The following is an 8,549-nucleotide window of genomic DNA, read 5'->3' as shown; positions in this document are numbered from 1 at the left end:
CCGTCTACGGCACCTCCAGCCTGTGGTACCTGATTGCCGACGCCAATGGCCTCACCGCCGAGAGCAGCCTCACTGAAGGCAATGTCATTACCATTCCGAATACCGCGCAGACGGGGAGGATTGATAGCCAGCGCTTCAAGGTTTATAACGCCAGTGAGATTGAGGGCAGTAAGATGCCTAATCTGGCGGCACCTGGGCTGAGCACCTGTCAGCAGATCGCCCAAGTTGTTTCCGTCGTCGTTAGCCTCGTGGTCACTGCCTACTTTGGACCCATTGCTGGCAACCTGGCAGGACAACTCATCAGAAATGTCGCAGGCATCCAGCATGGCTTTGATGCCAAGTCATTAGGTATGGCAGTCGTCTCAGAATTCTTACCTCATGTTGAAATCATCGAAGGCGGTGGCCTTGCAGCTGCGGCTGTCAATGGCGCAGTCAACAATGCCATTAGCCAGGGCGTATTCATCGCCACCGGGTTGCAAGATAAATTTGACTGGAAACAAGTCGCCGCAGCCGGTGTTGGAGGTGCAGTCAGCTACCAGGTCAATGACTGGATGAGCAACCTGCAAATCAATAGTGATGGTGCAAGCAAAGCCAGCAGTGGCAATGATCTGGATTTACGCACCACCAAAGCCCTGCCTGATGTCACCCTCAAAGCAGGATCGCTCACAGAAGGATGGGGTACAGCATTCATACGCACAGCTGTCACCAACATGGCCACCAATGTTGCCACCAGCCTGGTACAAAACGGCAAAGTAGACTGGACAGCCGCAGCACTCAGCGGCATCAGTGCAGGCCTGGGCAATGCTGCTGTTGACGCCATCAAGGAAACGGCATGGGGTGCTGAGCAATATGCCAAGCGTCAAAGCGAGCAAGGTAAAAACGTCATCAGGCTCAATGAACTCTGGTCACCGGAAACCACATTTGTAGGTGGTATGGGCAGTGGATGGGCACGCACCAATAGTGGCGGTGCCGCCACGCGTTCCAATGTCCAGTCCACAGATAACAAAAACCTGGCTTCGTCAGCCAATAACGACTTTGCCAATATCATGGGTGAAGCGGATTATGATCCTATGCACACCTATGGTGAGAACTACCAGATGATGCGAGGTGGTGGCGGTGGTGGTGGAGGCCGCACAGGTAGTAGCGGCAGTGAAGGTTCCAGTGGATCAGGTGGTGGTTCGAGCTCGGGCGGTGGAGCTGGCGGCAGCAGTAGTGCAGGCAGCAGTACCGGTGGAGATACTGGTGGCGGAGGGGCTAGTGCAGCAGCAGGTGCTGGTAGCACGACTAGCCAGGGGGCAGGTACGTCAACAGCAAGTGCAGGTACTAGCGCCAGTGCTGGTGGTGGGTCTGTCACCTTGGGATCTGATATCAGTTCTTATACAGGGCCGAGTGCAAGTAGCGTGTTGAGTTCTTTGCCTGACATCGGTGTGGCTGGTGGCGGTAGCGTTAGCTTTAGTAACAGTGCATCCAACTATGTTGGTCCTGACGTGAGTACCTATAGTGGGCCTGGCGTGAACAGCGTCTTGAATTCACTGTCTGGTATCAATGTAGATGGTGGAGGTGTTCTCAATATCACCAGCCCAGTATCAGATGCTGGAGATGGAGGGGGGCGTGACTATAAAGTGTACTCAGGCTATCTTCCAAAAGAGCTTAAGGACGCCCACTTTGCCCGAAGTGCAGTCTTTGCCTTTCCGCCAGCTGATGGCAATGGTGATGACCTGCAAGGCGTCTATGTCCCTGGCCGTGCATCGAATTTAGCTAATGCAACAGGCGATGGCAAACAGAAAGATCCGCAAGCTGCGGCATACCGGATTATTGGGCGCAATGAATTGAATCAGAATCTTCTGGAAACAGGGGTAGACACCCAAAAACTCCAGGTCATCGACAAAGACGTCGAAGTCCCAAGCAGATTCAAGATTCAAGGGGCAAGTAATTATGCGCTGGTTGAATATACTGACGGTAGTTGGTTCCATAGTTATCAGTTGGATGGTAAGACACTATATTCACGTTTCTATGACGACAATCCGACCGGTGTGACTGGAACGAAATCTCAAGCGGTTTTGCCTGACCAGCCAGTACCTGATGGTTCAATGATAGGCAAATCTCCGGAAGGTTCTCCTGATGGCCAGCAAAATGGAAAACTCAATTCTCCTGGAAAAGAACAAAGGGAAGAAGTGGGTAATGGCACTGCTGGTAAAGTAAAAGACCCGGTCAAATACCCGCAGCCTGGTGATGGCAATGGTGATGGAGGTCGTTCAGGAGCATCTGGCAAGGGAGATAACCCAAATGGCGATATCGGTATTCCCGGAAAAGTAAAACGTGACGGTATTGTTGTGCCTGATTACGATGCAATGGCTAAGAAAGAATCTGAGAACTTGGTTAAGCATTATCCTGTGCCAACACCTTTGCAGGTACCCGCATGGCCATTTAAGCCTGAAGATACAGATAATAAAGAGATGGGAAAACAGACAGACCCTCATTTCAGTATACAAAGCACGCCTGAAAATGCCTACGGTTTGAATAAAGAAGACTTGCATAAGGTAAAGGATTTCGCGTCGAAATCACTGCCTTTGGCAAAGCCGCCAGAAGACTTTACGCCATATATGAAATGGGAAGTAGAGAATCAAAGGGTTGCTTTTGCAAAAGCAAAACAAGGACCAAAAGCAGAAGCTTGGGATGGAGTCGTGCGTTATTCGCCTGCGGAAACTATGAGGCACAATCTCGATCCCTATTCTAGGTCAACAATTGGCGGTATTATTTACGGAATATCCAAACATTGGGTAGGTGCTGACGAAGAAACTGCTAGAGCTTGGGGACGTGGAGGAGATGGATTTGAAGTCGCGCGTAGTGCCGGGACAGGATACCCATTTGCGCCGAATAAAAACACGCCACAAGCGCCTCAAAGGCCGCTGTATGAGCCTTCGAGCCAGAAGTATGTGCCGCTAGGTCAAAGCAATGTAGCAAGTCCGTCGCAAAATAATCCAATGAATTTGCGTGGGTATATAGATCCATTTAAAGCACCGGGAGCAAATAATGCGTCAGAGTTCAATGACATTACGCGGTTAAACGGACGAGGTGCATATGCGCCTAAAGTAATTGCTACAAATAACGGCAGATTTCAACCAGCATCAAGATCGGGGTTGTTTTTTGAGGAGGGTAAAGATAAATATAAAGGAGGCAGTAAAAGCACTGTTGATTTCGTTACTAGACAAAGGATATATGATGACGGGTCAATAAAGGAACGATTAGGGGAGCAATCGTATATCAATACAACATTTGATAGTAAAACTGGGCATTTATTTATTGACAGTATGGCAGCCCAGCCAGGTAGGCACATTGGTCGAGAAATGATATCGAGAGTAATTGAGAAAATTGGGCCCGAGAAGATTCGCTCAATAGGTGCTGAATTTGATGATAAGAATGGACGAGTGTTCATGGACTCTCTTAAAGCTGAAATGACTCCTAAAGAGGCTGCTGCTAATACTCCATTGGGTCGCGCGTTAAGGGACTTAGGATATGAACAATACTTACACACTGTAGACCCTGGTAAACATCCAAGGCCTAGCGTACTTTATGTTATTGAGAAATAATTATGTCAAAAATAGATATCAAAATTATTCGGAAATTATTAGAAAACGGTCGTGCCCAAGATTTATTGTCATTAATGAATGGCGAGTCAAAATATTCTTCCGAGTCATCAGAAAACCTCCCCTCATCAAAAGAGGAGGTCAATACATATTGGATGGCGATAGAACACGTTACTTTCGTTCTTAAATATGGATTTAATATAAAAAAGGTCCAAGACGGAACACAATTTTATTCAGCATGTCCCGATTACTTTGAGAAATGGTTAACTGATGGATGCCCGGGGATTGTGAATAATGATCTTAATAATTATTTAAAGGATAACCCGATTTAATTGCTTATGTTGCCCCGTTCATTGTTCATTGTGCTGTGAACGCAGCCACAGTGGGAGTAATGCGCTGTTGCTGCTTGCTGTAGAAGAGATGGGAGTAGGTCTCCCGCAACCGCTGTCCAGACGGAGGTTGCAAACCACCTTGAGCTGCTGGCGTTAAGAGCGTTGGTGGTGAACGTCAAGGGCTTGCAGGCAATAGGCTGCAGGCAGGGTAGGTCTTAACGAGACGAACGAAAGTGAACCGTTGATGAGGTGCCGAAACATGATGAATTCAGGTCGAAACCAAGGGATGCTGAACCTCTTTGGGACAAGACGAGCGGGAATCTGGTTACTGGCTCGTCGGCCTGCGGCATATAAACGGCGTGACGTTATGACAGGCTTTTCTATGGAACACAGGAACCTGTCGTCTCGATGCAAAGGGAGCGCCGACAAGCGGCAGCACCGCGAGCGCCTGAGTACCGAAGCGAGGCACAGGGTCGGAGGACTTCATAGTAGTGAGGAAGCCGAGTAATGCCGGTGGAGCGAAGGAGGTCCCCTGAAACGGCCAGCGGTGCCAACCAACTGCGCGAGCGGGAGGAGTTGGCGCGACGAGCCAAATCATTTGGAATTGACAAATGGGAAGTGTGGGAAGCCTACCAGCAGGTGAAAGCCAAGAAAGGTGCGGCGGGGGTAGATAGACAATCGCTGAACGAATTTGAACAAGATCTGAAAGGAAATTTGTACAAAATCTGGAACCGGATGTCATCAGGCAGCTACATGCCGTCAGCGGTCAGGCGGGTTGAAATACCGAAAGCAACAGGAGGGATGCGATCGCTGGGAATACCGACAGTGGCGGATCGAGTAGCGCAGATGGTAGTTAAACGCAGACTAGAACCGCACCTTGAGCCCCTGTTCCACAACAACTCCTTTGGCTATCGGCCAGGGAAATCTGCCCATCAAGCGATTACGTTGGCGCGACTACGGTGCTTGGAACAGGCCTGGGTCGTGGACGTAGACATCAAAGCGTTCTTCGACAGCATCGATCACGACCTCATGATGCGGGCGGTACGGAACCATGTGCCGGATCGCTGGCTGAGCTTGTACATTGAACGCTGGCTGAAAGCGCCGGTCCAAATGCCAGATGGCAGGTTACAGGAACGCGCGAAAGGAACTCCGCAAGGAGGCGTCATCAGTCCACTGCTGTCCAACTTGTTTCTGCATTACGCGTTCGACATGTGGATGGTCCGCAGTGCTCGCAACATCCAGTTTGAGCGTTATGCAGACGACATCGTATGCCACTGTGCGACAAGGGCGCAAGCTGAGCGGTTCCTGCAAGCACTGAATCGGCGCATGCAAGCGTGCGGCCTGCTACTGCATCCGGAAAAGACCAAATTGGTGTACGGACGTGATACACGGCGTCAGGAATCCCACGAGGGAGTCGCGGGCTATTTTGACTTTCTGGGGTTTCGTTTCAAACCACGCCGCGTCAAACGTGCTGATGGTCGCATCGAAACGGGCTTTCGTCCGGCGATGAGTCCGAAAGCGGCGCAGCGCATCAGGGAGGAATTGAGGCATTGGGGCTTTCGGCAGCACACGAATTGGACGGTGCAGCAAATACGCGGCTATTGGAACCTGCCTTGCGGGGCTGGATCGAGTATTACGGAGCCATTCGGCGTTCATGTGCAAGTAGCGTTCTGAGGCACTTTGATTTACGCCTTGCGAAGTGGTTTGCCACCAAGCATAAGCGAGGACAAAGCGGAACACTGCGACGCGGCTGGCTACGATTGACAGCGTTTCGTCAGCGTTGCCCACACTTCTTCGCACACTGGGCATGGGCTGCCCGATGTGCGGGTCAAACGAATGATCATGTTTCGGGACGAGCCGGATGATGGGAGACTATCAAGTCCGGTTCTGAGGGGGCGTGGCGGGGAGGTTCCGCCGCGCACCCGGCGTTATACCGAGGGAAGTTCAGCACGTCGTTCTGCGCGTTCTGAATCTGCGGACAGCCAGTTCCTCTTACCAATGGCAATTGGTCGTATCGCGTTTTCGACCGCGTTGTTATCGATCGGCAGCGTGCCTGAATGATACAGCGCACCAGCGCCGGCCAGCGCTTGAGTGCGCGCTCAATGGCCTTGCCCGTGCCGCTGCCTGGTACGACAGCTTGCTGCATCGTTTGCAGCCAAGCATGCAGCTCAATCAGCACGTTGCAAATTAGAAACTTTTCTTGGAAATATTAATTAAATAGAAATTTTTAAGTAAATATTTCTTGCTTTTAAGAAAAAATTTCAAAGAATTTTATAGAAATGCAAATGAATGTGTCAGGAAATGTAAAATCCTCATGTACAATGCCGAACATTATTTACTGAGACGTGATTTATCAGCGGGTTTCAATGCAAAGAAGGAGGCGGTTTTCTTCAAGTGCCGCTGATGTTAAGTCATTTGATATGCATTCAGACTTCGCTTTATCGCTCATGGCTGAGCTGTTTTGGACTGGCTTGCTGGTGTGCTTGCCGGTGCTAGGTTTAACCATGCTTGTTGGTCTGCTCATAAGTATATTTCAAGTAGTGACACAAATACAAGAGATGTCGCTCACTTTTATTCCCAAATTGCTGACTGCGACAATTACTTTGGTCGTTGCCGGCCCATGGATGTTGCGCAAGCTTACGCAGTTTGCGACCAAGCTATGGACCAATATTCCCCAGATGTTTTAGCGTATGGCAGATTTAGGGGAATTTCTTGCTGATTTTATTGGCAGTGGTGTGATGCTGAAGGCGTTTCTGCTTTCTGTGCGGATTGCTGCCTTGTTGATGCTGACGCCGATCTTATATGCATCAACTCTGCCAGCAAGCTATCGCACTATATTGGTGTTCAGTTTGAGTCTTGCGCTGGCCTTGGGCATCGCGCCTGCTAGTTCGTTTGATGCAGGGCCGACAGAAGTAGGGGCAGGTTTTATTATTTTGGCGGCAGCACGAGAGCTGGCTTTGGGTGCGACGTTGGCGGTAGGTATATTTATTAGTTTTGCTGCTATTTCTATTGCCGGACGTGTGCTGGATATACAAATTGGCTTTGGCATGGCCCAGGTGTTTGACCCGCTGACGAGGACGCAATTACCCATTCTGACGATGGCGTTTAATCAGTTGGCAGTGGTGTACTTTTTTTTGATTAATGGCCACCACACCTTACTGAGGGCTGTGGCGTATAGCATAGAGCGTTTTCCTTTGGGGAAAGCTTGGTCTATTGAAGCAGTGTCTGTGCCAGTATTGAAGCAGGTTGGCGGTTTGTTTAGCTTGGGATTTGCACTGGCTGCCCCAGTGGTGTTTTGTGTATTGCTGGTGGAGCTGGCGCTCGGTGTCGTTGCGCGCAATTTGCCGCAAATGAATATGTTTGTGATGGGTGTGCCGATAAAAATTGTGGTTGGCTTGGCTGCCTTGTCTTTTGGCTTTGTCATGATGGGCAGCACAATCACGCGAATTCAGGGCAGCATTTTTCAAAGCTGGTCGGCAGTTTTTTCAGTGGCAGAAGCTCACCAGGTTAGATTAATGGCAGGAGGGCTTGCCTGATGTCTGAGCAAGATTTTGACCGTTCAGAAAAAGCCACCCCGTATAAGCTACAAAAAGCGAAAGACAAAGGGCAGGTGGCAAAGAGCCCGGAAGTGGTTTCCGTCGCTGTTTTTTTTGTGGTCGTGGTTTTTTTCTACTGGCGTGGCCTTGATGGGATACGCGATTTATTTAAGCTGGATTTGAATTTGTTAGCCCAGTTAGGTCAGGGTAATGCTGGCACTATGAATTATTGGCGCATGCTGCGTACGGTAATGTTAGATGGCATATACCTTTTGATGCCGTTTTTTATTGCCCTGATGTTGACGGCAATCATTAGCAATCTAGCTCAAACCGGTGTCATTCTATCTAGCGACCCAGTTAAGCCGGATTTTAATCGTTTGAATCCTGTGAATGGAATTAAGAAATTTTTCTCCATGCGTTCACTGTTCGATTTGTTCAGAACTTGCTTCAAGCTGATTTTGCTGAGTCTGGTTGCTTATCTGGCTTTGAAGCAAATTACACCGCAGTTGTTTCACACGGCGATGTTGCCGCCGTTAGAAATGATCAAAAATATGCAGGTTGATCTGGTCTCGCTGGGTTTTAAGATGAGCCTGGTGTTGGGGTTGCTGGCATTTTTGGATCTGATGTTTGTACATCGTGAGTTTGCTAAAAAAATGCGTATGAGCAAACGCGATGTCAAGGATGAGGCAAAAAATCGTGATGGTGATCCGCGTATACGTTCTCGCTTGCGCGAATTGCGTCGTGAAATGTTAAAGCGCAGTTTGGCCGCAGCTAAAACAAAGAATGCCGATGTGTTGATTACCAATCCTACTCACCTTGCCATTGCATTGCGCTATGAGCACGGCAAGATGGAATCACCACAGTTATTGGCCAAAGGTGCGGGCTCTTTGGCGCAGGCAATGAGAAAGATGGCCGTGCGACACCATATCCCGGTGGTGCAAAACAAGGCACTGGCACGCCAATTATTTCGAGAAGTTGATTTTGATCAGCATGTGCCTACGCACTTATATGCGGATGTGGCCAAGATCATGATTTGGGTATTTGCAATGAGAAAAACTAAAGAAGCGCGTTTAGCAGGGGAAGTGGTTTGAGGC

The 8,549-nt window shown here is 49.4% G+C and carries 6 protein-coding genes and 2 pseudogenes; 7 read left to right on the top strand and 1 reads right to left on the bottom strand.

Features of this window, described 5'->3' with window-relative positions:
- From ACO0LC_RS28190 to ACO0LC_RS28175, 4 genes and pseudogenes are all read left to right on the top strand, one after another.
- Nucleotides 1-3,590 (top strand): annotated as a pseudogene (locus tag ACO0LC_RS28190) (hypothetical protein); the annotation flags it as partial.
- A gap of 2 nt (nt 3,591-3,592) precedes the next feature.
- Nucleotides 3,593-3,919 carry a hypothetical protein gene (locus ACO0LC_RS28185; protein ID WP_423009410.1) on the top strand — a complete coding sequence of 109 codons (327 nt, stop codon included), beginning with the start codon at nt 3,593-3,595 and terminating at the stop codon, nt 3,917-3,919.
- Between the two features lie 507 nt (nt 3,920-4,426).
- Nucleotides 4,427-5,593 (top strand): group II intron reverse transcriptase/maturase, encoded by a 1,167-nt coding sequence (ltrA, locus tag ACO0LC_RS28180; RefSeq protein WP_423009408.1) that lies wholly within the window; start codon nt 4,427-4,429, stop codon nt 5,591-5,593.
- Entirely contained in the window at nt 5,494-5,784 is a 291-nt protein-coding gene (locus tag ACO0LC_RS28175) for a group II intron maturase-specific domain-containing protein (protein WP_423009406.1), read from the top strand. The genes ltrA and ACO0LC_RS28175 overlap by 100 nt, the downstream gene beginning before the upstream one ends.
- 81 nt (nt 5,785-5,865) lie before the next feature.
- Here ACO0LC_RS28175 and ACO0LC_RS28170 read toward each other — a convergent pair.
- A pseudogene (locus ACO0LC_RS28170) lies at nt 5,866-6,095 on the bottom strand (IS66 family transposase); the annotation flags it as partial.
- Nucleotides 6,096-6,285: 190 nt separating this feature from the next.
- On the opposite strand from ACO0LC_RS28170, the gene fliQ reads away from it, so the two are divergent.
- Genes fliQ through ACO0LC_RS28155 form a run of 3 tightly spaced genes read left to right on the top strand, consistent with a single transcriptional unit; the run spans nt 6,286 to nt 8,546 of the window.
- Nucleotides 6,286-6,606, top strand: coding sequence for a flagellar biosynthesis protein FliQ (fliQ, locus tag ACO0LC_RS28165; RefSeq protein WP_423009412.1), 321 nt, complete (start codon nt 6,286-6,288; stop codon nt 6,604-6,606).
- 51 nt (nt 6,607-6,657) lie between these two features.
- The gene (locus ACO0LC_RS28160; RefSeq protein WP_423009404.1) at nt 6,658-7,455 is read left to right on the top strand and encodes a flagellar biosynthetic protein FliR; all 798 of its coding nucleotides are present in this window, start codon (nt 6,658-6,660) and stop codon (nt 7,453-7,455) included.
- The gene (locus ACO0LC_RS28155) at nt 7,455-8,546 is read left to right on the top strand and encodes an EscU/YscU/HrcU family type III secretion system export apparatus switch protein (protein ID WP_423009402.1); all 1,092 of its coding nucleotides are present in this window, start codon (nt 7,455-7,457) and stop codon (nt 8,544-8,546) included. The genes ACO0LC_RS28160 and ACO0LC_RS28155 overlap by 1 nt, the downstream gene beginning before the upstream one ends.
- Nucleotides 8,547-8,549: the final 3 nt, after the last annotated feature.

This window comes from Undibacterium sp. JH2W (assembly GCF_049340425.1).
Classification (GTDB): domain Bacteria; phylum Pseudomonadota; class Gammaproteobacteria; order Burkholderiales; family Burkholderiaceae_D; genus Undibacterium.
This window is presented reverse-complemented; position numbering and strand designations above follow the sequence as displayed.